The sequence below is a fragment of the Streptomyces sp. NPDC096324 genome (assembly GCF_044763015.1).
In the GTDB taxonomy this organism is placed as follows: domain Bacteria; phylum Actinomycetota; class Actinomycetes; order Streptomycetales; family Streptomycetaceae; genus Streptomyces.
In genome coordinates this window covers 84,162-104,598 of record NZ_JBIWFK010000012.1, presented here as the reverse complement: position 1 = coordinate 104,598, position 20,437 = coordinate 84,162, and the positions used below count along the sequence as shown (strand labels likewise).

Here is a 20,437-nt window from a genome sequence, read left to right as displayed (position 1 = left end):
TCCTGCAAGTCAAAGTCGATTTCTTGCAGACCCGTCGCCCAGCACACGTCGGATCGGCGGTGGACAGTCACACTCGGTCAGGGGCGGTTCAGGCCCCACGTCTGCAAGGTGAAGGGACGGCCCTTCTCCTCGCCGGTGATCAGCGGCACGTCGAGGAGTTCGAAGCCCGCCTTCGTGGCCACGGCGACGCTGGCGGCGTTCTCGGCCTCCAGTTCCAGGATCACCTGCTCCGCGCCCTCCTGCTCGAAGGCGTACGCGGCCATCACCCGTACCGCCCGCACCGCCAGGCCCTGGCCACGGTGCGCCGGGCCGACCGCGTAGCCGATCTCCATGCCCTCGGGGGCGCGCCGCAGCATCACCTCGCCGAGCGCCGCTCCGCCGTCGACCGTGATCGCGAGCAGGACGGCCGTGCCCTGGGCGCGCATCTCCCGGTCCCGGTCCAGGCGTGCGCGGGCGGCGGCCTCGTCGAAGGGGGAGACGATCGGCGTCCAGTAGGCGATGTCGGGGTGGTCGAACAGCTCCGGCATGGCCGTCAGGTCCGCCTCCGTCCAGTCACGAAGGACGAGCCCCTCCCCCGCGAGCTCGATCCGCTCGGGAAACGACGACGTGGTGCTGCTCATGGTGCGGGACCTCCCAGGCCTGTTCGGAACGAGCCAGGATAACCGGGACGGAGAGCACCCCACCCTGGGGGAAAGCCGCCGGATGTGCTCGCGGCACTGGGATCATGAACCATGCGACCGGATGACTGGCACTTCACCGAAGACGTCGACGACTTTCTCGCCCGCGCCGGACACTTCCTGCGCTCACAGCCCGGTCGGCACATCATGCAGCTCACCTGGGCCGAGAGAGTCCGACAGCGTGGGGCGGACGCGTTCGGCTCCGAAGCGCCCCTGTTCGGTGTGCTGGAGCACGGGGGCGAGGTCCACGCCACGTTCTACCGCCTGCCGCCCAGGGGTTTCGGCCTGTCGCCCCTCTCGCCCGAGCAGGCAGACGCTCTCGCTGTCCGGCTGGCCGCCCTCGGGAACCCCGTTCCCAGCGTCAGCGCGGACGACCGCACGGCTGCCCTCTTCGCCGAAGCCTGGCAGCGGCACACCGGAGCGACCCCGAAACCGCGCGAGACGCGGCTGCGTCTGTACCGCCTCGAAGCGCTCACCCCACCGGACCCGATGCCGGCGGGCCGCGGTCGCGTCCTCGGCGAGCGGGATCTGGAGCAAGCCATGTTCTGGTGCGGCGAGTTCGCGCGGGCCGTCGGGGAGGAGGTGTCCATCAGCGCCGACACGTGGGCCGACACCCGCTTCGCCGACAAGCGCTACACGCTCTGGGAAGCCCCGGACGGCACTCCCGTCTCCGTCGCGGGCATGAACCCGCTGATCGGCGGCCAGATCCAGGTGGACATCGTCTACACGCCGGCCGACCAGCGTGGTCGCGGATACGCGGGCGCCGTGACGACAGAGGTGAGCCGCGCGGCGCTCGCCGCGGGCGCGCGGGACGTGGTGCTGTTCGCGAACCTGTCCAATCCCACCAGCAACGCCCTCTATCAGCGCCTCGGTTATCGCACGCTCACCGACTGGGCCGTGTACGACTTCGTGCGCGACACGTCGGAAGGCCCCGCCACATAGCACCCGCGTCCAGGGCCGGGGCGGATGCGGTGTGCCGCCCTGCCTCCTGGTCGAATGGATCTAAATTGGCTGATCATGGGGCGAAATAGCGGAATCAGTCGTCGATCGGTGCTCAAGGCCATCCCCGCCGCCGGTTTCGCGGCAGCGATGGACGAGGCCCTGGCCGGGCAGCGCGCGACGGCGGTGACAGCGACCTTTCCGCAGCCGGCCATCTGCGCCTCGCGGCCGGTGCCCGGCTCGGCATCGCCGCCGGTCGTGGCGCAGACCCTCGACGTCCGGTTCACGGACGTCTCCGTCCCCGGCTACGGACCGGTGACCACGCGGACCTACAACGGGACGATCCCGGGGCCGACCCTGCGCGTGCGCGGCGGGGACATCCTGCGGCTGACGCACATCAACGGTCTGCCACCCAACGCGCCGCACACCGGCGGTCACAACGCGCCGCACCACCCCAACAGCTTCAACCTGCACACCCACGGAATGCACGTCCGCCCGTCCGGCCACGCCGACAACGTGCTGCGCGAGTTCGCGCCGCGCACCGCCGAACAGGCCGCCGCCGGCGCCCCGGAGCCGCGGTACGAGACGACCATCCACGTCCCGGCGGACCATCCGGCCGGCACCTACTGGTACCACCCGCATCTGCACGGCTCCACCGCGGAGCAGGTCCTCGGAGGCATGGCAGGAGTGATCATCGTCGAGGGCGACGTCGACGAGATCCCTCAGATCGAAGCGGCCGCCGACGTCGTCGTGTGCATCAACGAACTCAAATTCAAGGACGGCAAGGTCCCTGCCTTCACCTCGGGCGGCTGGACGACCGGCATCCCCTCCACCTTCACCGTCAACGGCACGGTCAACCCCACCCTCCACCTGCGCCCCGGCGAGGTCCAGCGGTGGCGGCTGGTCGCCGCGACCGCGTTCACCGCCCTGCGGCTCCAGGTCACCGGAGACCGTGGGAACCTGACGATGCACCAGATCGCGCAGGACGGCGTCACGTTCGCCCGACCCGTCGCCCAGGATCTGGTGGACCTGGCCATGGGCAACCGCGCCGACGTCCTGATCCGCGGCGGCACACCGGGCAGGTACGAGCTGCGAGACCGTACGGTTCCCGAGCCCCTGATGACGATCGAGGTCGCCGGAGAACGCGTGGAACCGCCGATGGCGCTGCCGGTCTCACTGCCGCAGGGCAGACCCTTCCTCGACGAGCGGGACATCGCCAACCCCGACGCCGACCGGGACGTCGTGTTCCACACGGACGCGGGCGCGTTCACCGGGGCCTTCCCCAACGCCTTCCGCATCCTGGGCAGCCACCCGACCCCCGCGGCACACGCCGGCGACGACCTCACCCACGACCCGGCCTACGGTCTCTTCGACCCCGGCCACACCAACCACACCCTGACCCTGGGCACCGTCGAACGCTGGACCGTCCGCACCGACGAGACCGTGCCCGCGCACAGCCATCCCTTCCACCTGCACACCAACCAGTTCCTGCTCACCCACCGCGACGGCGAACGGCTCGATCCGCCCGTCTGGTACGACACCATCGGCCTGGACGGCGGCACACCCGGCGACCGGGTCACCTTCCTGGTCAGGTACGAGGACTTCACCGGGCACACCATCGCCCACTGCCACCAGCTCCACCACGAAGACCTCGGCATGATGCAGGCCGTGCACTACGTCGAACCCTGAGAGCGGGTCATCCCCGCGCTTCGGCTTCCCCCTCACAGGGTGTGGTGCAGCCGGCTCACAGGGTGTGGTGCAGCCAGCGCTGCAGGACTTCGTTGACGTCCGCCGGGAGGGAGCTGATCTGCTCGATGACCGCGCGGTCCTCGGGCATCGGCGGGATGCCGGCCGCCGTGAGGGTCGCGTGCAGGGCCAGGCGTCGCTCGTCCCGCGGGTCGAGGGTGTAGCCGAGGCGGTGGGCGGGGTTGGGCGGCGCCAGAACGAAGTCGCCGTCGTCGCGGGGCCCGGCCTGAGCCGGCACGGCGGTGTCACGGGGGTGTACGGCATAGGGGTCGACGAAGGCGCGGGAACCAAGGGTCTCACTGTTCCAGGGGGTCATCTCTGTCTCCTCATCGACGAGTTGTGAACCACCTGTCGAGATCTCCGCGAGGGCCCCTTCGGTTGCGTTCTCGGCCGAACATCACGCTGACGGCGTCATCGGCGGCTGATCACCTCGTACGACGGGACGACGGCCGCCGATGCTACGAATCCCGCGCGACCATCCGCCACGGAGTCACCCTCGCGCACGCGACCACCGGCCACCCGAGCCCGTAAAGCCACTGGCCACCGCGTCGCCCACGCCCACGCGCCACCGGCCGCCGGGTCACCCCCGCCCACCGGACCAGCGCACGGCGGCGGCTCCCGCGAAGTCGCCGGCGTGGGCGAATCCGCCCAGTACGACGAGATCACCGTCCTTCACCCGGCCCGAGGTGATCGCCTGGTCCAGGGTGACCGGGATCGCCGCGCCGAAAAGATTGCCGCACTGGTCGAAGGTGTTCAGGTGCCGCTCGGCGGGCAGTTCCAGCGCCTCCGTCCAGTTGCGCAGGAAGGTGCGGTTCGGCTGGTTGGTGACGAGGACGTCGATGTCGCCGGTCGCCACGCCGAGCCGTCGGCACAGATCCCCGATCACCTCCGGGACCAGCCGGTTGCCGCGTGCCAGCACCTTGGCGACGCTAGCGTCGGTGAACCCGATCCGGAGCTGGGACTCCCCCGGCTCCCAGTACTTGCGGCCGTCGTCGACCGCCAAGGTCATGTCGCCCGCGTGCTCGCCGATGTGCCGGGTCTCCACGTCGAGGACCGGGGAGCCGGCCGACGTCGTCACCCATCCCACGCCGCAGCCGTCCCCCGGGATCGCGGCCTGCGCCAGCCGGCGCACCTCGGACTGGGTGAAACACTGCCCGGCGACACTCTGCGCGTTGCAGATCAGCGCGGTCCTCGCGTCGGTGGTCGTGAGGATCTGCCGGGCCAGCTTCAGCATGTACACGAAAGAGGCGCAGCCCGCGTTGGCCACGTCGACGAGCCACTCCGGGTTCAGGCCCAGTCGGCGCGCCACTTCGGTGCCCGCGCCGACGAACGGGAGGTCCGGGAGCTGGCTGTGCACCAGGAGTACGTCGACGCCCCGGATCTCGTCCCTGCCGTGACGTTCGATCAGGGGCTGCACGGCGCGCTCGATCATGTCCGTGTTGGTCTCGTCCGCGGCGACGTGGTGCCGTGACCGCGGAACCTTGAACATGGGGTGGCCGCGCAACTTGTCCTCCGCGCCCGGGTACTCGGTGTAGTACGCGGCGGGGACCGGTTCGCCCGGAAGGTAGCCGGCGACGTCGGTGAGGCTGACGGTGGTCACGGTGCCACCGCCCTCGCGGGAGCCACGCTCACCGGCTGGCCGTTGCGGTGGCGGTGCTCCAGGATCGCCTTGAGGTTGTTCATCTCCACGGTGTGGCCCGCGTAGAACAGGTCCCAGTAGTCGCCCACCCAGGGCCGGTCGGGGCGGGGAGCGAGGCCGGGGTGCGGGTTCGTGTCGTAGTGGGGATGACGGCAGTTGGTCCAGGTGATCACCGATCCCGGCCTGTCGAGCACGAGCCGGGCCGGCACGACACGCATCAGGTAGATCATCCACAGCTTGTCGCCCTGGTCCCAGGAGCAGTGGTAATCCACGGTCATGGCCTCGGGGTTGGCGACGGTCCTGCAGTAGATCCTGGTGTCGTCCTCGAGCCGGTCGCGTCCCACCCACAGTCCCGGTGTGCCGGTGGGCTCGAAGTCCCGCAGGCTGCACGTCCATTCCTCCAGGTGGTGCCCCTGGCGGAGGTAGTCGTAGGTCAGTTCGGGCGGGCAGTCGACGTACTCGTGGATCGTGCAGTACTGCCCGTAGACCTGATGGTGGGGGTAGACGGAATGGGTCAACTCCACGCAGTGGGCGGTCAGTTCGTCCTTGCCCGGGTTCTCGATCCGCATCAGGCCCGGGATGTCAGCCGGCGCGGACGACTCGTCGCTCATCTGCATTCTCCTTGTGGTCGGCGTGTTCGGCACGGTCGGCAGGGCCGGTGGCCCGGGCGAAGGGCTGGAACGGCAGGAACGGAGGGACTTCCCTCGGGTCGCAGTCCAGTGCCACGAATGCGGGGCCGGCGCCCGCGTTTCCGCGCAGCAGCGCCTCGCGCAGGTGCGCCGCGCTCTCGGCACCGGTGACGTCGAGGGACGGGAACGCGGCGGCCACCCCGGCGGCGATGTCGGTCCGGCCGAACACGTCGTCGTCGCGGACACCGCCCTGGAGGAACTCCTCGCGCAGCGCGCACATGGCGTGGGCGTTGTTGTTGAAGACGACGAAGGTGACGGGCGCGGAGTGCTCCACGGCGGTGTGCACTTCCGCCCCGTGCATGAAGAAGGCCCCGTCGCCGGCGAGTACGTACGTGCGCCGCCCGGTGGCGAGCGCTGCACCGATGCCCGCGCCGAAGGTGTAGCCCATGCCTCCCATGCCGAGGGCCACCACGAAGCGCCCGTGGCGCGGCGCCGGAAGGAGGTGGACCGCGCTGGCACCGGTGTTGCCGGCGTCCACGAAGACGTGCGCGTCCTCGGGCAGCGCCTCCTCCACGGCGGTGAGGGCCTGGGCATAGGGGACGATCCGCCCTTGGACGGCCGGGGAGTCCGGGCGCACGGCGGGGGCGGGGAGAGGGCCGGGGTGCCGGGGGCAGGCGCGCGGGCTGGACGCGAGCCTCTCGGTCACCGCGCGCAGCGCGTCCCGCAGGTCCCCGACCAGCGCCGTGCCCGGCACGAACGGCTCTTCGACGTCCAGGCATACGACCTCGGTGGCGGCGAGGGCCCGTTCCAGCCCGCCGCGTGCCAGGAGCGGCAGCCGGGTGCCGACCAGCAGACACACATCGGCCCGCCGCAGACAGTGTTCGACGTTGGCGTGGCCCATCACCCCGGCCACCCCCGCGAACCGCGGATCACGGTTGTCGAAGACGTCCTTGGCGTCCGGGGTGACGGCCACCCACGCGCCGAGTCTCCGGGCCAGCCGGGACAGTTCCGTACGCGCGTCCGCCGCGGCGACGCCCTCTCCGGCGATGACGAGGACGGTGCTCGCGCCGCGAAGGATGTCCGACACCTCGGTGACAGCGGCCTGCGAGAGCGCGGCCGGTTTCGGCGCGGCCCCGACCCCGACCCCGACCCCGACCAGCGTGGCCCCTGTCCGCGCGGCCTCTGCTGGCGTGCCCCCTGTCCGCACGGACCCTCGCTGCGCAGCCTCTGCCCGCACGGACCCTCGCTGCCCAGGCTCTGCCCGCACGGATCCTGGCTGCGCATTCCCTGGCGGCACGGCCCCCGTCTGCACAGCCCCTGTCGGCGCCGGATCACCCTGGCCATGCCACGGGATCCGTGCCTGTTGGACGTCCTTGGGCAGCAGCAGCACCGCGGGACCGCGCGGCTCGGTCCGCGCCGCCGCCATCGCCAGCGGCAACAGCTCCACGAGCGAGTCCGCGTCCTCGACCCGGGCACAGAACCGGGAGATCGGGGTGAAGACCTCTCCCGCGTCGAAGGAGTCCCCCTTGCCGCTGGTGTCCTGGAACGCGCCGTGGCCCTCCTGGACCGTCGGCGGCTGGCCGACCAGGGCGAGCAGCGGCACCCGGGAGGCGTACGCCTCCGCGAGACCGGGCACCAGGTTCATCGCGCCACCGCCCGAGGTGGCGGCAACCACCCCCAGACGCCGGGTGGTTCGGGCATAGCCGTCGGCCATCGTGACGGCGGAGAACTCGTGCTTGGCGACCACACCGCGGACGGCTCCGCCGCGGTGCACGGCGTCGTACAGGTCCTCGATGTTCGCGCCACCGACACCGAACAGGTGGGTGACCCCGGCCCGGGCGAGCTCACCGGCCAGGTAGTCGACCATGCGTACCGTCCCGGCATCCGGCACGTCCGCCGCGGTGGTCATACGGGGCTCCCGTCCTTCTCGTGACGCCGGTCGACGAGACCGGACGACGTGATGACCTGAAAACGGTGCCGGTACTCCTTCGGGGTGACGCCCAGCGTTCGCCCGAAGGAACGGAAGAAGGTCTCGGCAGCGCCGAATCCGCAGCGGCCCGCTATCTGGCTGATCGGCAGATCGGTCGTCTCCAGCAACTCGCGGGCGCGGGCGATCCGGGTGCGCTGGACGTACTGCCCGGGGGTCGTGCCCACCTCGCGCCGGAAGACCCGGGCGAAGTTGCGCGGGCTCATATGGGCCTGCTCGGCCATCTCGGCCACGGGTAACGGGTTGTGGAGGTTCTCCAGAATCCACTCCTGCGCCGTCCGGATCGGCGGATGGTCCGCCAACTGGGCGTCCAGCAACGCGCTGAACTGGGACTGCCCTCCGTGCCGCTTGAGGAACAGCACCAGAAACCGTGCCGTCTCCAGGGCGACCGCCGCTCCGTGATCGGCCTCCACCAGGGCCAGCGCCATGTCGATCCCGGTCGACACGCCCGCCGAGGTGACGAAGGGGCCGTCCCAGATGAAGATCGGCTCCGCGTCCACCTTCACCGCCGGATAGCGGCAGGCCATCGACTCGCTGTACGCCCAGTGGGTGGTGGCGCGTCTGCCGTCGAGCAGGCCCGCCTCGGCCAGCAGAAAGGATCCGCCGCATACGGAGGCGACTCTGCGCGACCGGGCCGCCGCCGTGCCGATCCATGAGATCAGCACCTGGTCCCGCAGCGCCTCGCCCACACTCCAGCCGCCTGGCACGAGGAGTGTGTCGATGGGGCCCTGCCCCGCCTCGAGCGGCATGGCCGCCACGCTCACACCCGAACTCGTACGCACCAGTGGCGCGTCGGCGGACACCAGCTCGATCCGGTAGGGGGCGGCCCCCGGGTCGAGGAGTCGGTTGGCGATGTCCAACACTTCGATCGGGCCGGTGATGTCCAGCGCCATGGCCCCCGCGTACACCACTACAACAACACGTCGCTCTGCCACGGTCACAGCCTGTATCGGATCTCCGACTGACTGCAATGACAGTTCACTGACGCATCCGGCCAACAGGCGGCAGTCCGAGGAGAGTTACGGGCTGCTGGCCAGGCAGTTCGCGTACGGCCGCCGACCATGGCGGGTGAGGTAACTCACAGGCGTGTGACAGTCACCCCGACAACCCCACAGGGCGTCCCGAAGACCCGACCCACAGGGCATCCCGAAGCGCGGGGCGCCGAGGACGCGTTCTAGGGGCGGCGGGCCAGCAAGTGGGCGTCGAGGAAGCCGCGTTCGGAGGCCGGGTCGTGGCGCAGCTCGGCGACCACGACGAGCCCGGCCCCGGTCAGCAGCTCGGCGAACCGGTCGACCGGCCAGCTGTAGGCGGGCGTCACCTTGTGATCGAAGCGGATCGGCTCCGGCCCCTCGGTCCCGAAGAACGAGACCAGGAGCAGACCCCCCGGAGCCAGGACACGCACCTGTTCGGCGAGCAGTGCGGGCAGCTCCCCGGGCGGGGTGTGGATCATCGAGTAGTGGGCGAGCACCCCGCCGAGTGTCCGGTCCTCGACGGGCAGGGCCTCCATGCGCGCCTCGTCGAACCGCAGTGCCGGATGGGCCCGTCGGGCGTGCTCGACCATGGCCGGGGAGAGGTCGAACCCGAAGGCGTCCAGGCCCGAGTCGTGCAGCATGGAGGTCAGATGGCCGGGTCCGCATCCGACATCCGCTGTCCGCGGGTTGCCCGTCTCGCGCACGAGCTCCGCGAAGGCGCCGAGCATGGCCCGCGCGAACGGCCGCGTCTCCAGCCGATCGGCGAACATCGACGCGTAGAGCTCGACGATCCCGTCGTAGGCCGTCCTGGTCTCGTCCTGGTGTTCCGTCACGGGGATGAAGCTAACACCCGTCCCTCTCAAGGCAGTTGACCGACGAGACGTGAGCCGCTGAGCTCGGTATCACCCTTGTCCCCCACTTGTTCCCCCTATCCCTCTTGGTCCCGGGCCCCTGAAAATCCCTGGTTGCCGGAATCCGCAGCAATCCCACCGAGTTCCGCCGTTGCGCGACGCACCGGTGCCGGGTCCGGAGCGCTCGTGCGTGCGTTAGGATCGCCCGCCGACCTGCGGAAAGTCCGAACAGGGGCTCGCGGAGGTGTGTCGTGAACAGGGCAGTGAAGTCACTGGGCGGCCTGGCCCTTTGGACCTGCGGTGTGCTCACCGTGCACGCGGTGGTGACCGTAGCGACCGGGTTGGCCGCATGGCACAAACACCAGGTCCTGCTGGCGCCGGCGCTGCCGCCCACACCCGATGGCAGCGAGGCCCTGCCTCTGATCAACGCCGACATATGGTTCGGAAACCTGCTGGGCTGGTGGCAGGCCACGACCCTGGCGGCCCTGGTCGTCCTCATGGTCTGGATGACCGGCATGCGCGACCTCGCCGAACGGCTCTGGCCCGAGGGTCAACGCCGCCGTCGCGCGTGGCTGTTCTTCGGCTGGGTGCTTCCGGTGGCCGACCTGTTCATCCCCAAGATGATCGTCAACGACCTGTGGGCCGCCGCCGACTCCGGCCCGCGGCGTCGGCGTGGCCATCCCCTGCTCGCCGTCTGGTGGCTCTTCGTTCTCGCCGCCGGTGCGGCGGGCGACAAGGCCCTGTCCGCGATGAAGAAGGCGGACACCGCGGCACGGTCCGGCCGGGTGTTGGAACACGTGTTGGTGAGCGATGGTCTGTACGTGTGCGCCGCCGTGATGTCCATATGCGTGGTCTGGCAGCTCAGCGGTCGGCTGAGGGCTGCCGCGTCGGACCCGCTCGCGTTGCCGACGTGACGGCACGGGACGTCGTCGGCGTCGGCACTTGGTCATGGGCTCCGATCGATCTCGGTGGTGGGTCAGCCGTCGCCATGTGCCGGTCCCTGACACCGACGGCACGACGCGACGCTCCTCGGGCCTGGGACCCGGACGCATAGGACGTCAGGTTCCCGTCAGGGACCGAAGCTCCGGGCGTACGCGCCCCTTGTGCCGGTTGTCGAGCCTTACCATCGGTTGAGGCCACGACGCGAAAGGCGGCGACATGGTGCAGTGGCAGGGGACCAACTTCACCGTGGACGGTCACGAGCCGACCAGTGCCGAGGAGTACTACCGGATCGGCCTGCACTGCTGGAACAGTGGGCAGCACGCCGGTGCGGAGGTCCACTTCCTGGAAACCGCGGCGTCCACCGGCCACAGTGCCGCGATCGAACTGCTGGGGCACATCGACTACACGCAGGGGCGGTACGCGAGCGCGGTGCCACGGCTGCGGCACAGCAGTGGTTCACCGCGGGCTGCCTTCTACCTCGCCTCGCTGTACCACCACGGCTGTCCGCAAGCGGGCATCGTCGAGTCGCTGGACGAAGCGGCCCGCTGGTACGGCAGGTCGGCCGAACTGGGCGAGCCCGAGGCGATGCTCGTCCTGGGCGACCTGTACCTGGAACGGCTGATTCGGGTCACCCGCACGCCGGCGGAGCACGCCCTCGAGCAGTTCCTCGCGGCCGCCACACGCAACCACCCCTACGGCCAGTACCGCGCCGCGGAGATCTACCGCACCCTCTATCAGGACAACGAACGTGCCGCGGTGATGTACCAGTCCTGTCTGGACAACCCGCTGACCGCCCGCCACGCGCTGGGGTCGATGATGACGCTTCAGAGCCAGGCACACCTGCGGGAAATAGGGGCCCTGAGGGCAGCCCGCCGGTCGCAGGAGCGGCGTGACATCGTCAACCCGACGCAGCGGCGGGGCGACTACTACTGACGTCCTCGGTCAGTGGATGGCCAGGACCCACAGGAACGCGGCCAGCGCCCGCACCAGGTGTTCCGTCTCCTCGGTCTGCTCCAGCAGCGCGCCCGGTACGTGGGACAGCTCCCAGGAGGCCCGGTCCGAGCGCCCGTGCGGTTCCTCCGCCTCCCACAGGTGGACGATCTCCTCGGTGCTCGCGCTCAGCCGGGCGCACGCGTCGGCCGTGGCGCCGAGGACCTCCACCAGGGGGCCGGCGTCGTTCCGCCCGTCGGTGCCCCACCCCGCGCCGTCCGGCCTCGTCCCCTGCCGCCCGGCGCCGAGCGGTGTGCCGGCCGCGCCGGACAGTGCGGCGGCCGTAGCGGCCAGGCGCGATGCCCGCTCCAGCCAACTCGGTGCGGGGTGACCGGAAGCGGCGGGTGTGCGGAGCGATCGTTCCAGGTCGCGGCCGAGGCGTCCGCCGACGGACCGTTCCTGGTCGGTGGGCCGCCAAGTCCCCCGCTCCCGCAGATCGTCCGCCTGTCCCATGGCCCGGCGGGCCCGCGCGAGAGCCGCCGGCCAGTCGCCGGTGTCCCAGTCCGGCGTCGCCCGCGACTCCCGGACGCGGTAGCCGAGCGTCAGCCGCACCCCGGCGGGCCGCGGCCGCGGGAGGTATGCCTCGACATGCGCCTGGAGTACGTGCCTGATCCCGGCCACCGACGCCGCGCTGCCGACGCCGATCCCGGCCTCGCGGGCCGCGTCGGGCACGGGCCCCGTGTCCAACGGCTCGGCTCCCTGGGCGCAGTAGCTCAGGGCGTCGGCCAGGGGGACCCGGTCGACCAGAATGCCCGCGTCGTAGGCCGCTCGCCAGAAGAGCAGGCCGAGCGTGCTGTGCCTGGCACTCCCCCACGGCCACTTCACCCGCGCGCCCGGGTCCGCGGAGAACCGCTGGGACACCCCTGGTCCCAGGCCGCCGTCGCGCTCGTCATACCAGGCGACCAGCAGGCGTGCCTGGTGACTGGCCCGCTCCCACGCCCCGCAGCCGTAGGCGACCTGGTGCCCCGGCTCCCACCCGTTCCTGTCCACGGCGCGAACCGTACCGGGCCGGGGCGCGGGACGTCCGGGCGGGCGTCCCGGCCGCGGCATCCGCCATCGCCCGCGGGCTTCGTCTAACGTGGATGGGGCCTGCGCGCCTCCCCGGTTCCGCCGCGGACGAGCGTGGATTCTCGATGAGGGAGCCGTACATGACGCACAGCATCTGGGGCTACCACCCGGCCGCCGGGCACTCCGCGGGCACGGATCTGGTCGGGTTCAAGGTCGAGGCCGTCGACGGGGCCATCGGCAAGGTCGACGAGCACGCGGACGACGTCGGCTCCTCGTACCTCGTCGTCGACATCGGTGTTTGGATCTTCGGCAGGCATGTCCTGCTCCCCGCGGGCACCGTGAGGCGGGTCGACCGGGACGAGCGGAAGATCTACGTCGCGCTCACCCAGGAGCAGATCAGGGAATCCCCCGAGTTCGACCGGGCCAAGCACGTCGGCGACGCCGACTACCACGAACAGGTCGGCGGCTACTACCAGAGCCACCGCTCCTGACCCACCGTCGCGCCGGTGGGTCAGGGACCGGATCTCCCGCGGACCGCCGGCTCTCAGCCCTGGGCCAGCTCCGCCACCGGCTGCCACTTCTCCCAAGACTCCAAGCGCTTCTCGTAGTCCGCCTTCGCGATGCCCAGCGGCGCCGAACCGAAGAAGCAGCGCAGCGGCGGCTCCTCCGCGTCCACGATCTCCAGCACGGCCGCGGCGGACGCGCTCGGGTCGCCCGGGGTTCCGACGCGCTCGCGCCGCTGTTCCTGGACTTCCTTGTGGAACTCGGCGTACGCCGGCAGTGGCTCGGACGTGCTCGACGAGGAACCGGCCCAGTCGGTCGCGAACCCGCCCGGCTCGATCAGGGTGACGTTGATGCCGAACGGCGCCACTTCCTGCGCCAGCGCCTGGCTCATTCCCTCGAGCGCCCATTTCGAGGCGTGGTAGATGCCGACCAGCGGGAAGGCGCTGATCCCACCGATGGAGGAAACCTGCAGGATGTGGCCGCTTCCCTGCTCGCGCAGGAAGGGCAGCGCCGCCTGGGTGACCCACAGGGCCCCGAAGAGGTTGGTCTCCAACTGCGCGCGGGCCTCGGCTTCGGTGATCTCCTCGATCATCCCGAAGTGGCCGTAGCCGGCGTTGTTGACGACCACGTCGAGCCGTCCGAACCGCTCGTGCGCCAGCCGCACGGCGGCGAAGTCGGCGTCGCGGTCCGTCACGTCGAGCTGCAGGGGCAGCAGCCGCTCTCCGTAGGTCTCTCGAAGATCGCCCAGCGTGGACAAGTCGCGCGCCGTCGCGGCCACCGAGTCGCCGCGCTCCAGCGCGGCGATCGCCCACTCCCGTCCGAAACCGCGGGAGGCGCCGGTGATGAACCAGATCTTCTGTGTCATGGAGTGCTCCTCGTGGAACGTGTCGTCCGCTCGGTCACCACGTCACCGCGGCGCCACTCCTGCCACCCAACACCTTCGAGTGCGCTCCACGGCAAATCCGGCTCCCGGGCGCGGCCCGGCACCCGCTCCGGCCCCCGCTCCGGTGGGGGCGGGGATCGGTCACACCTGTACGAGTTGCGGTTCCGGCTTCTGCACGGGCGCGGTCTGCGGATTCCACTGTCTGGTGGTCCGCAGATATCCGTAGATCACGGACGCCATCGCCAGGAGGAGGATCGGTCCGAACACCCAGGGATAGCGGGCCATCTCCACCGGCAGACAGCGGTACGACACCACGAGCGCGGTGAAGACGACGGAGCCGTAGGCGACCAGCGTGACTCCCGCCCGGTCCCATCCTCGGGCGAAAGCACGCATGGTCGCCTCGACCGTGAGCGCGAACACCACACCGGCGACGAGATCCGCGCCGTAGTGGTAACCGAATCCGAGCGTCGCCGTGAGCGTGCCGACCAGCCAGAACGTGCCCGTGTTGCGCAGGAGCCGGGAGCCCTCGCGGGTATGGATGAAGAGCGTGGTGGCCCAGGCCGTGTGGAGGCTGGGCATGCAGTTGCGCGGGGTGATCTCGTCGAACGGAAACGCCTGCGGGGCACCGGTCGACAACGGGGTCTGCGGCCACAGGTTGGCCGCCGCCCACTGCCCGCCTTCGGCGCCGTAGGCGAAGACCGGACCGACCACCGGGAAGATCATGTAGACGACGGGCCCGACCAGACCGATGGCCAGGAAGGTGCGCACCAGATGATGGGCCGGGAAGCGGCCCTCCCGCGCCACGTTGCGCAATTGGTAGAGCGCGAAGACGGCCGCGGCGAGCGGGAGCTGACCGTAGACGAGGTGGAGGGCGTGGTAGCCGATCGGGCCGGTGGCCTCGACGAACCGGCCCATCACCCAGGACGGGTTGCCCAGCGCGTGATCGGCTGTGGCCACGTACGCGTCGAGCACGGACGGGCGGGTCTCCGATGTGATCATCAGCCAGGTGTCGCCCGTCTTGTGACCGGCCACCAGGAGCAGGCCCAGTCCGACGCCCTTCAGAAGCAGGACGCGTTCCCTGCCCGTGCGGCGGGTGACGGCGATGAACGCATAGCCCAGAATCACCCACAATGCGCCGTTGCCGAACATCATCTTGGCGTCGACCACCCAGCGCACCAGGAAGAAGACGACGTCGATACCCGCCGCGATTCCCAGCGAGATGAACCGCTGCCGCCAGGGCAGGACGACCATCATCAATGCCAGGCCCGCGTACAGCAGAGGACCCGAGGTGGGAGTGAATATCACTTCCCGGGCCTGGTTGGTGATCGGCCCCGGCATGCCGTAATGGCGCGCGACGATCTCCATCGCGACGAGGAAGCCGAAGGTCACCACGGCTGCGACGGCCCACAGAATCACCCGTGACCGGCGCCGCTCATCCAATTCAATTATGCTGTTTATTCGTGAAATTACTCGGGATGCTATAGATATCAACTGTTCGGCCGATTTGTTTAGGTATTGGTCATCCGGCTCACCCTTCGCGCTAGACAGCGTGTTCTTCTAGTGCAGGACGGACGATCAGGGCAATCGTCGTGAGTTCGATCATGCTATGAGCGTTACAGGTGGGTTTCAAGGGTCACAGCCGGTGCAAAGGTCGGCGGATCCTGTGCCCGACGATCTGCCGAGGTTACCGAAAGCTGCCACTCTGTCTGTAAATCACTCTTCGACGCTGAGGGGTTCTCATGGCGCGGACCGACCGGAGACCCATCGCGGGACCGAGGCCGTGGAGCCGGTCATGACGGGCACCACGGCCTCCGGCGGCCACTACGGAGAAGATCTTTTCGAGCCGGAGCACCCGCAGGAGGCCGAGCGCATCGACGCGGCCGCCCTGGTCTACGACCCTGTCACCACAGGCCGTTTGCGCGCGCTGGGCTCCGGACCGGGCGACCGCTGCCTGGAGGTGGGAGCCGGGACAGGGACCGTGGTCCGCTGGCTGCTGGAGGAGGCGGGAGCGGCGGAGGTGGTCGCGCTGGACCGGGACACCAGCGGCCTGAAATCCCTCGCGGGCCCGGGGGTGCGATTGGTCACTACCGATCTCCGGGACGAGAATCTGGACCTGGGCACGTTCGACCTCATCCATGCCCGGTTCGTGCTCATGCACCTGCCCGAACGCCGTCAACTCGTCTCCCGTCTCGCCCGATGGCTGAACCCGGGCGGCCGGCTGGTGCTCGGCGACGCCGTGGATGTGCCGAATCCGCTCGACTCCTCGTCGGCCTACCGGCGGACCATGGACGCGATGTGGCAGGCCCTCCGGACGACCATCGGCACCGACATATCCGACATCCCGGCCTATCCGTGCTTCCTGAGGGAGGAAGGACTCCAGAACGTCGCATGCGAACTGGTCTGCCCCCCGCTGGTCGCGGACGGTCCACTGGCCCGCTTCTGGTCCGAGACCTGGGACCGGATGCGCCCCGCCCTCGAGGAGACCGGACACGTCGACTCCGCCGTCATCGACGAGGCGATGGCCTACCTCGCCTCACCCCGGCTCGCCGAACTCGGACCCGGCATGATGATCGCCTGGGGACAGCGGCCCTGAGCCCTCCCAGACCTCGGGCCTCGCGCCGGCGTTGGTCGCCCTCACGTCTGCTCGGTCGTCCTCACGTCTGCTGGGACGGCTCGTACGTCTCGGCGGCGAGGCCGAACGTCCACGCCACTCCCTCGCGCGCCGTGCGCGTCGCCGGTGGGACGCGCAGCCAGTACGTCCGGTTCGTGCCGTCCGGCTCGGGGGTCGAGTTCACGACCTCGACCATGACCACGTCCTCGTCCCCGACCAGTTCGACCCGCCACAGCACACCCGTCTCGTCGCGGTGCACGGGAACCGCCCCCGACTCGTCCAGGTACCGGTCGTAGCCGTAGTGCTCCAGCATCACCCGACGCAGCTCGGCGTTCTCCTCGTCGCGTATCCGCTCGGGCGTCAGCGCGGTGAGTTCGTCGAGGAAGGTGCCCGGGACCGGCATTCCGCGCCACGCGTACAGCTCGAAGCCGTCCGCGTAGCGCAGTGCCGGGCCGTCCCCCCGGTCCAGGCGTCCCGCTTCGTCGCGGTGCAGGCTCAGCGGCCGCTCGCTGACGACCGCCACCTTCTCGTACGGCCACCACCAGCCGGCCTCGCGCGCCACCGCCGCGATCCCGGCCAGGTCGCTCGACTCGTCGGGGTCGAAGGCGCACAGCCATGCCGCGTCGTGCTGGCCGAGGGTCGCGTCCAGGAGCAGCAGCCGCACCCGGCTCTCCTCGTGCCGGTCGGTGCCGAGGTCCTCGACGACGCCCGCGCGCACCCGGTCGGCCAGGGTGCGGGCCGACTCCCACAGCGCCGCGCCCGTGGCCCGCCAGTGTCCGCTCCATCCCTCCGGGCCCAGCCGTTCGTGCGCTCGCGCGCGTTCCCCGGCCCAGGGCCCCGCGACGACGGCATTGCGGACGCTGGGTCCGGTGTCCCCCAGCACCGCGCCCTCCACGGGCGCCGTGCCCATGAGCATGCGTACGGCCTCGTGCGGTGACCGCGCCCACACGATGCGCTCGGGCTCGTCCAGCCCGGCCTTCCGGTAGGCGAGCCGGACGCCCTCCTCGGCCGCCGCCCGGTCGCCCGCCCCCGTCCGGGTCGCGGTGGCACGCCAACTGCCCTGTTCCATCACACCGTTCCTCTCCGATTTCCCGTGTACCCGAGCGGCACGGCACCCGCGGTGCCACCCGGTCCTGCCGTCGAACGCGCTGTCCACGCCCCGGTGCGCACCGCTCCGCACCCGGAGCACGGGACCACCGGCACACCTTCAGTCTGCGACGATCCGCACCGAACCCGGCACGTACTCACGCTGGCGGATCACCCGGTACCAGCCCTTGTGGAGGGAGATCGCCGCGTGCTCCTCGTGCACGACCCGCGCCCCTTCCGGAACGTGCAGGAGCATCGGGCCGAACACCCCGCCGTCCCGTATCAGCCGTCCGGGGCCGACCACGGCGTGGGCGTGCCCGGTGACTTCACCGAGGGCCAGGACGAGTCGTCCCCGCCCGTCGCGGGGCTCGGACGCCGCGTCGAGGGCGTGGTCCGGCACCGCCCTCTCGTCCAACGGCACGATCAGCACGTCTCCTTGGCGGAACATGGGTCTCCCTCCCCGCACGGCACGGCGTGTGCCATGGGAAAAACCGTAGGGGCGACCACTGACAATCGGCCTCCGGACCGGCCGCACACCCCCGCTGACCAGGCGTCATATCTCGCGGAGCCGGTCGTCGCACCCCGATCGGAGGGCTCTGGGCCCGGTACCCGCCGGCCGTTCCCGGGCGTCCCGTCCACAGGTACCGACCCTGTTCGCGGTGATGTCAGAGGGGCTTGGTAGAACTCGTCTGTCTGGGTGCGGATCGCGCGCTCCGGACTCGGCACCACGACCGTCGATCCAGCGGAATCAGCACGAAGGAGCGGGCGCGCATGACCATCAACAGCCATCTCGAGGAGTTCCACGGCCTGCAGGCCTTCACCTTCCCCGATGCCGACGACAAGTCGCCCCGGGCCACCTCGCTTCCCGCGCCCGAAACCGTCGCCTGGCGCATCGCCGTGGACGCCTACGACAGCGAGGAGGAGTGGGAGGGCGCGTTCGCGCGTTTCCTGGCCGCGGTGGACACGGACCAGGTGCGGGCGCTGATCGTCGGCGCGTGGAGCGAGGTCTACGACACCTCTCCCCACGCGGTGATCGAGGCCCTGGTCGCCGCGCGCGACCGGCTGCCCGCGCTACGGGCGCTGTTCCTCGCGGACATCGTGATGGAGGAGTGCGAGATCTCCTGGATCGTCCAGGGTGACGTGTCGCCCCTTCTGGAGGCCTTCCCCTCCCTGGTCGAATTCGGCGTCCGCGGCGGCAACGGCCTGGTCTTCCCCGCCGTGAAGCACGAGCGGCTGCGCACCCTGACCGTCGAGAGCGGCGGCCTGCCCGCCGAGGCGGTGCGCGGCATCGCCGCCAGCGACCTGCCCTCGCTGACCGCGCTCGACCTGTGGCTCGGCACCTCCGAGTACGGCGGCGACGCCGATGTCGCCGACCTGGAACCGTTCTTCGCGGGCAGCCGCCTGCCCGGCCTGGTCCGACTGGCCCTGCGCAACAGCGAGATCCAGGACGCCATCTGCACGGCGCTGGCCTCGGCCCCGGTCGTGGCGCGCCTGGAGCACCTGGACGTCTCCATGGGCGTCCTCACCGACGACGGCGCGACGGCCCTGCTCTCGGGCCAGCCGCTGACCCACCTCAAGGTGCTCGACCTGCACCACAACTACCTCAGCACGGCGGTGCGGACGCGCCTGCTGGAGACGCTGGAGCCCGCCGGTGTCGAGGTCGCCGCCGACCAGGACGAGGCGGAGTCCGACGAGGAGGAGGACGGCACGGTCTGGCGTTTCGTCGCGGTGGGCGAGTAGCGCCGACCGGTACCGGCACAGCGAACGAGGAGGCGGGATGGGCGGGTTGCGGCGGCGGGGCGCGCCGGTGAGGTGGGCGGTCGTCGCGAACGGGGAGAACCGCCGGGTGGACCTGTTCAGGGCGGCGGCCGCGAAGGCGGGCCCGGGCGCCCTGCGCGTGGTCGAGTGGCGGGACGTCCTGCGGGACGGCGGGCACGACTTCGCGGACGACGAGGTCGTCCGGCTGGACTCCCCCGGCGAGAACGCCGAGGTGGACCGGCTGTTGCGCGGAGCCGACGAGCCGACCAGGGTGGAGGGGTCCGCGCGCTGGTACGCGGGTTTCCTGGACGGTGTGGGTTCGCTGCGCGGGGGCCGTCGGCTCGACGACCCGGCGGATCTGGCCGTCCTCTTCGACAAGAGGCTGTGCCACGCCCGGCTCGACGCGGCGGGTGTGCCGGTGCCGCAGTCCCCGACCTCGGGCGCCCTTCGGGCCGTGGAGGACTGGAGCGGCGTCCGGGACCTCATGGCGGAGGCCTCGCTGAGGCGGGTGTTCGTCAAACTCGCGCACGGCTCGTCCGCGTCGGGTGTGCTGGCCGTCGAGACGACCGCCGCCGGCCGGATCCGGGCCACCACCTCGGTCGAGCGCACGGCTGACGGCGCCCTCCACAACTCCCTGCGGATCCGCCGCTACACGGACGAGGCGCGGATCGCCGCGATCGTGGACGCGCTGGCGCCCGACGGGCTGCACATCGAGCGCTGGCTGCCGAAGGCGTCGCTCGGCGGCAGATCGGCCGACCTGCGGATCGTCGTCGTGGCCGGCCGCGCGACCCACGCCGTGGTCCGTACGAGCCGTTCTCCCCTGACCAATCTGCATCTGGGCGGTGCCCGCGGCGATCTCGCGGCCGTGCGCGCACTGTCCGGCGACCGGTGGGCGGAAGCCCTCTCCATCAGCGAACGGGCCGCCGCCTGCTTCCCCGGCACCCTGTGCGTGGGCGTCGATCTGCTGCCCGCCGTCGGCTGGCGCCGCTTCGCCGTCGGGGAGGTCAACGCCTTCGGAGACCTGCTCCCCCGTCTGACCGGCCTGCCGGGCAGCGGCGCGGAGGGCCTGGACACGTACGCGGCGCAGGTCGCGGCGGTCCGTTCCCGCTCCCCCGAAGACTTCCCCGTACGACCCGCGCTTCCGCTCGACACTCCTGCCAGGACAGCACATGCCTCAGCCTGATCCCGACCGCACGCCGACCGCGACACCCTCCGC

At 70.8% G+C, this 20,437-nt stretch carries 20 protein-coding genes; 8 read left to right on the top strand and 12 right to left on the bottom strand.

What is annotated here, in order from left to right; translation table 11 throughout:
• Positions 1–77: 77 nt before the first annotated feature.
• Positions 78–620 (bottom strand): GNAT family N-acetyltransferase, encoded by a 543-nt coding sequence (locus ACIQ7M_RS30280; protein ID WP_403650397.1) that lies wholly within the window; start codon positions 618–620, stop codon positions 78–80.
• 111 nt (positions 621–731) lie between these two features.
• Between ACIQ7M_RS30280 and ACIQ7M_RS30275 the strand changes: the two genes are divergently transcribed.
• Together ACIQ7M_RS30275 and ACIQ7M_RS30270 are read left to right on the top strand one after the other, a co-directional pair.
• Complete coding sequence (locus tag ACIQ7M_RS30275) at positions 732–1,619, top strand: GNAT family N-acetyltransferase (RefSeq protein ID WP_403650395.1); 888 nt, start codon at positions 732–734, stop codon at positions 1,617–1,619.
• A 75-nt stretch (positions 1,620–1,694) separates the two neighbouring features.
• Positions 1,695–3,305, top strand: coding sequence for a multicopper oxidase family protein (locus ACIQ7M_RS30270; RefSeq protein ID WP_403650393.1), 1,611 nt, complete (start codon positions 1,695–1,697; stop codon positions 3,303–3,305).
• Between the two features lie 55 nt (positions 3,306–3,360).
• Here ACIQ7M_RS30270 and ACIQ7M_RS30265 read toward each other — a convergent pair whose 3' ends face one another.
• From ACIQ7M_RS30265 to ACIQ7M_RS30240, 6 genes are all read right to left on the bottom strand, one after another.
• A complete protein-coding gene (locus tag ACIQ7M_RS30265; RefSeq protein ID WP_403650391.1) occupies positions 3,361–3,678 on the bottom strand; it encodes a hypothetical protein in 318 nt (105 codons plus the stop codon).
• Positions 3,679–3,942: 264 nt separating this feature from the next.
• Positions 3,943–4,962 (bottom strand): 3-oxoacyl-ACP synthase III family protein, encoded by a 1,020-nt coding sequence (locus tag ACIQ7M_RS30260; RefSeq protein WP_403650389.1) that lies wholly within the window; start codon positions 4,960–4,962, stop codon positions 3,943–3,945.
• Positions 4,959–5,612, bottom strand: coding sequence for an SRPBCC family protein (locus tag ACIQ7M_RS30255; RefSeq protein ID WP_403650387.1), 654 nt, complete (start codon positions 5,610–5,612; stop codon positions 4,959–4,961). The genes ACIQ7M_RS30260 and ACIQ7M_RS30255 overlap by 4 nt, the downstream gene beginning before the upstream one ends.
• Positions 5,584–7,539 (bottom strand): thiamine pyrophosphate-binding protein, encoded by a 1,956-nt coding sequence (locus ACIQ7M_RS30250; protein ID WP_403650385.1) that lies wholly within the window; start codon positions 7,537–7,539, stop codon positions 5,584–5,586. Before ACIQ7M_RS30250 ends, ACIQ7M_RS30255 begins: the two co-directional genes overlap by 29 nt.
• Positions 7,536–8,552, bottom strand: a complete 1,017-nt coding sequence (locus ACIQ7M_RS30245) for a GlxA family transcriptional regulator (protein WP_403650383.1) — start codon at positions 8,550–8,552, stop codon at positions 7,536–7,538. The genes ACIQ7M_RS30250 and ACIQ7M_RS30245 overlap by 4 nt, the downstream gene beginning before the upstream one ends.
• Positions 8,553–8,791: 239 nt before the next feature.
• Positions 8,792–9,421, bottom strand: a complete 630-nt coding sequence (locus ACIQ7M_RS30240; RefSeq protein WP_403650381.1) for a class I SAM-dependent methyltransferase — start codon at positions 9,419–9,421, stop codon at positions 8,792–8,794.
• Positions 9,422–9,690: 269 nt separating this feature from the next.
• Here ACIQ7M_RS30240 and ACIQ7M_RS30235 point away from each other — a divergent pair, with 269 nt between their 5' ends.
• Both ACIQ7M_RS30235 and ACIQ7M_RS30230 read left to right on the top strand, forming a co-directional pair.
• Entirely contained in the window at positions 9,691–10,353 is a 663-nt protein-coding gene (locus ACIQ7M_RS30235) for a DUF4328 domain-containing protein (RefSeq protein ID WP_403650379.1), read from the top strand.
• Positions 10,354–10,597: 244 nt separating this feature from the next.
• On the top strand, positions 10,598–11,314 hold the full coding sequence (locus tag ACIQ7M_RS30230) for a tetratricopeptide repeat protein (protein ID WP_403650377.1): 717 nt from the start codon (positions 10,598–10,600) through the stop codon (positions 11,312–11,314).
• 9 nt (positions 11,315–11,323) lie between these two features.
• Here the strand turns inward: ACIQ7M_RS30230 and ACIQ7M_RS30225 are convergent, their stop codons facing one another.
• Positions 11,324–12,361, bottom strand: coding sequence for a hypothetical protein (locus tag ACIQ7M_RS30225; RefSeq protein WP_403650375.1), 1,038 nt, complete (start codon positions 12,359–12,361; stop codon positions 11,324–11,326).
• A 158-nt stretch (positions 12,362–12,519) separates the two neighbouring features.
• Between ACIQ7M_RS30225 and ACIQ7M_RS30220 the strand changes: the two genes are divergently transcribed.
• Entirely contained in the window at positions 12,520–12,870 is a 351-nt protein-coding gene (locus tag ACIQ7M_RS30220) for a PRC-barrel domain-containing protein (protein ID WP_386977022.1), read from the top strand.
• Positions 12,871–12,923: 53 nt separating this feature from the next.
• Here the strand turns inward: ACIQ7M_RS30220 and ACIQ7M_RS30215 are convergent, their stop codons facing one another.
• Both ACIQ7M_RS30215 and ACIQ7M_RS30210 read right to left on the bottom strand, forming a co-directional pair.
• Positions 12,924–13,748, bottom strand: coding sequence for an SDR family oxidoreductase (locus ACIQ7M_RS30215; protein ID WP_403650373.1), 825 nt, complete (start codon positions 13,746–13,748; stop codon positions 12,924–12,926).
• A 159-nt stretch (positions 13,749–13,907) separates the two neighbouring features.
• A complete protein-coding gene (locus ACIQ7M_RS30210; RefSeq protein ID WP_403650371.1) occupies positions 13,908–15,206 on the bottom strand; it encodes a phosphatase PAP2 family protein in 1,299 nt (432 codons plus the stop codon).
• 352 nt (positions 15,207–15,558) lie between these two features.
• On the opposite strand from ACIQ7M_RS30210, the gene ACIQ7M_RS30205 reads away from it, so the two are divergent.
• On the top strand, positions 15,559–16,359 hold the full coding sequence (locus ACIQ7M_RS30205) for a class I SAM-dependent methyltransferase (RefSeq protein ID WP_403650369.1): 801 nt from the start codon (positions 15,559–15,561) through the stop codon (positions 16,357–16,359).
• 61 nt (positions 16,360–16,420) lie between these two features.
• Here ACIQ7M_RS30205 and ACIQ7M_RS30200 read toward each other — a convergent pair whose 3' ends face one another.
• Both ACIQ7M_RS30200 and ACIQ7M_RS30195 read right to left on the bottom strand, forming a co-directional pair.
• A complete protein-coding gene (locus ACIQ7M_RS30200; RefSeq protein ID WP_403650367.1) occupies positions 16,421–17,449 on the bottom strand; it encodes a DUF6745 domain-containing protein in 1,029 nt (342 codons plus the stop codon).
• Between the two features lie 135 nt (positions 17,450–17,584).
• Positions 17,585–17,911 (bottom strand): hypothetical protein, encoded by a 327-nt coding sequence (locus ACIQ7M_RS30195; protein ID WP_403650365.1) that lies wholly within the window; start codon positions 17,909–17,911, stop codon positions 17,585–17,587.
• Between the two features lie 323 nt (positions 17,912–18,234).
• Between ACIQ7M_RS30195 and ACIQ7M_RS30190 the strand changes: the two genes are divergently transcribed.
• Together ACIQ7M_RS30190 and ACIQ7M_RS30185 are read left to right on the top strand one after the other, a co-directional pair.
• The gene (locus tag ACIQ7M_RS30190) at positions 18,235–19,203 is read left to right on the top strand and encodes an STM4015 family protein (protein WP_403650363.1); all 969 of its coding nucleotides are present in this window, start codon (positions 18,235–18,237) and stop codon (positions 19,201–19,203) included.
• A 37-nt stretch (positions 19,204–19,240) separates the two neighbouring features.
• A complete protein-coding gene (locus ACIQ7M_RS30185) occupies positions 19,241–20,404 on the top strand; it encodes an STM4014 family protein (RefSeq protein WP_403650361.1) in 1,164 nt (387 codons plus the stop codon).
• The last annotated feature ends 33 nt before the right edge of the window (positions 20,405–20,437 follow it).

Bases quoted from the DNA above. Each gene is read 5' to 3' on its own strand.
- ACIQ7M_RS30250 (WP_403650385.1), bottom strand. From the start codon at position 7,539: ATGACCACCGCGGCGGACGTGCCGGATGCCGGGACGGTACGCATGGTC.
- ACIQ7M_RS30265 (WP_403650391.1), bottom strand. From the start codon at position 3,678: ATGACCCCCTGGAACAGTGAGACCCTTGGTTCCCGCGCCTTCGTCGAC.
- ACIQ7M_RS30230 (WP_403650377.1), top strand. From the start codon at position 10,598: ATGGTGCAGTGGCAGGGGACCAACTTCACCGTGGACGGTCACGAGCCG.
- ACIQ7M_RS30185 (WP_403650361.1), top strand. From the start codon at position 19,241: ATGGGCGGGTTGCGGCGGCGGGGCGCGCCGGTGAGGTGGGCGGTCGTC.
- ACIQ7M_RS30280 (WP_403650397.1), bottom strand. From the start codon at position 620: ATGAGCAGCACCACGTCGTCGTTTCCCGAGCGGATCGAGCTCGCGGGG.
- ACIQ7M_RS30255 (WP_403650387.1), bottom strand. From the start codon at position 5,612: ATGAGCGACGAGTCGTCCGCGCCGGCTGACATCCCGGGCCTGATGCGG.
- ACIQ7M_RS30195 (WP_403650365.1), bottom strand. From the start codon at position 17,911: ATGTTCCGCCAAGGAGACGTGCTGATCGTGCCGTTGGACGAGAGGGCG.
- ACIQ7M_RS30270 (WP_403650393.1), top strand. From the start codon at position 1,695: ATGGGGCGAAATAGCGGAATCAGTCGTCGATCGGTGCTCAAGGCCATC.
- ACIQ7M_RS30275 (WP_403650395.1), top strand. From the start codon at position 732: ATGCGACCGGATGACTGGCACTTCACCGAAGACGTCGACGACTTTCTC.
- ACIQ7M_RS30220 (WP_386977022.1), top strand. From the start codon at position 12,520: ATGACGCACAGCATCTGGGGCTACCACCCGGCCGCCGGGCACTCCGCG.
- ACIQ7M_RS30215 (WP_403650373.1), bottom strand. From the start codon at position 13,748: ATGACACAGAAGATCTGGTTCATCACCGGCGCCTCCCGCGGTTTCGGA.
- ACIQ7M_RS30205 (WP_403650369.1), top strand. From the start codon at position 15,559: ATGACGGGCACCACGGCCTCCGGCGGCCACTACGGAGAAGATCTTTTC.
- ACIQ7M_RS30190 (WP_403650363.1), top strand. From the start codon at position 18,235: ATGACCATCAACAGCCATCTCGAGGAGTTCCACGGCCTGCAGGCCTTC.